This is a genomic window from Candidatus Phytoplasma pruni (assembly GCF_013391955.1).
Taxonomy (GTDB): domain Bacteria; phylum Bacillota_I; class Bacilli_A; order Acholeplasmatales; family Acholeplasmataceae; genus Phytoplasma.
This window is the reverse complement of record NZ_JABUOH010000059.1, coordinates 1-1,953: the sequence shown is the minus strand read 5'-3', so window position 1 is coordinate 1,953 and position 1,953 is coordinate 1. Positions and strand designations below refer to the sequence as shown.

The 1,953-nt window shown below is 30.0% G+C and carries 2 protein-coding genes; both read right to left on the bottom strand.

All coding sequences use genetic code 11. The annotated features are described in order from the left end of the window. The coding region (locus HR065_RS02775; protein ID WP_178734377.1) for a hypothetical protein at positions 1–301 on the bottom strand (301 nt) is incomplete at its 3' end. 24 nt (positions 302–325) lie between these two features. Then, the coding region (locus HR065_RS02770) for a hypothetical protein (protein WP_178734376.1) at positions 326–1,953 on the bottom strand (1,628 nt) is incomplete at its 5' end.

Below are 1,953 nucleotides of genomic sequence, written 5' to 3'. Positions count from 1 at the left end.
AAAGATTTCTATTATAATTAATTGATTTATCAAAAATAACTTTATTGTTAGTCATACTTTTAGAGTTATAATAAACTTTATTATTTTGAGGATTATCTAAAAGGAATTCTTTTCCTGGATTTAATGTTTGTAGTTGTTCTATAATCTTAGGATAATATTCTACTTTATTTTCTGAAACTCTTACTACTTTATATTCGGCTGTTTCAACAGCTCCATATAATAAGAAAGGTTGAGATATTATCACTAAAATTAACAAACTAATAACTATTACAAAATGAAAGTTATTTTTTATTTTGGACATAAGTTGTTTCCCCTTTCTTATAATTTAAGTTTTTTTATTTCCAAATTCGTCATAATTGGTTATTTTTTTATTTCCGTTTGTATCATATTCAACATCATAAGTGTTAGATGATAACCAATTAACTACAGGATTATCGTCATCATCTGTTTCTTTGTATCTTCTGCTTTCAATTGTATTTCCATTGATGTCATATTCAAAATCATAAGTTTGAGAAGAAGTCCAATTGATTGCGTGTGCATCTTCGTTATCTGACTTTTTGTAACTTCTCTTTTGAATTTGTTTTCCGTTAACATCATATTGAGCATCCCAAGTTCGAGAAGAATTCCAATTAACTACAAGATTGCCTTCATTATCCATCTCTTTGAAACCTCTACTTTGAATTTTATTTCCGTTAACATCATATTGAGCATCATAAGTATGATCGGATTTCCAATTAACTACTGGATTGCCTTGCCCATCAACTTTTTGGTAATGCCTCCTTTGAATTTCATTCTCCTTAACATCATATTCAGCATCATAAGTTTGAGAAGAGGTCCAATCGACTACGTTTTCACTTTTGTATCCCCTACTTTGAATTTTATTTCCATCATATCGAACATCATAAGTATGATAGGATTTCCAATCAACTACACCTTCGCTTTTTAACCCTCTACTTTGAATTTTCTTTCCGTTGACATCATATTCAGCATCATAAGTATGATCGGATTCCCAATCAATTTCAAGAAGTTCTTCATTATTATCATTTTCTTCAACATACATTGGATATTCTTCGTCATCTGTCTCTTTGTATCCTCTACTTTGGATTTTATTTCCTTTAACATCATATTCAGCTCTAAAAGTTTTGTTTTTAATAGTTTTTCCATTGTCTGACGGTTCTACAGTAAAACAATCTAATAATTTTGTTTTTAAAACGTTTACTATTTCATCTAATTCATTCGGTTGCGGATTAGTTTTTGTTTTTAATTCATTTAAAATTTCTTCTTTTAATTTTGAATCTGTTACTTCTTTAACAGGGATGCCTTTTTGGTTTCGATGTTCTTGAAGTTTGGTTAAAACTTGTTGAACTAAAGGTTCTTGTTTTTCTGTTTTTTTGTCTTTAACTAATTTTTGACCCGCCAAGGTTAATTGGTTTAAAGAGGAATGAGGTTTATTATTTTTTTGCGTTTGAATTGCGTTTATTAATTGATCATTACTTACATCTTGTTCTGTTATATTTTGTTGTGTTCTATATTTTTGAGAATTAGATAAAGCTTGTTCAACGTTTTCCTCGTTCTTTTCATCTTGAACACTAACTGTATATGTTAAAGTCGTTGTTCCTTGATAATGGGAGCTAGTAGCTCTTGCTTTTACTTCTACTTTGTTATCTGCTTGAACTGTAACTTCTAGTTCTTCCCATTTAACATTAGCATCAGGGTTAGCTTGTTTAACAGCTTCTAGGACATTATCGTTAGTTAAAACGGCTGTTTTTTCGCCTAAGTTATTTTGAACTACTTCTCTAACTTCTTTTTTAGGAGTTTGGACTGCATATGATAAAGTCGTTGTTCCTTGATAATGGGAGCTAGTAGCTCTTGCTTTTACTTCTACTTTGTTATCTGCTTGAACTGTAACTTCTAGTTCTTCCCATTTAACGTTAGTATCAGGGTTAGCTTGTT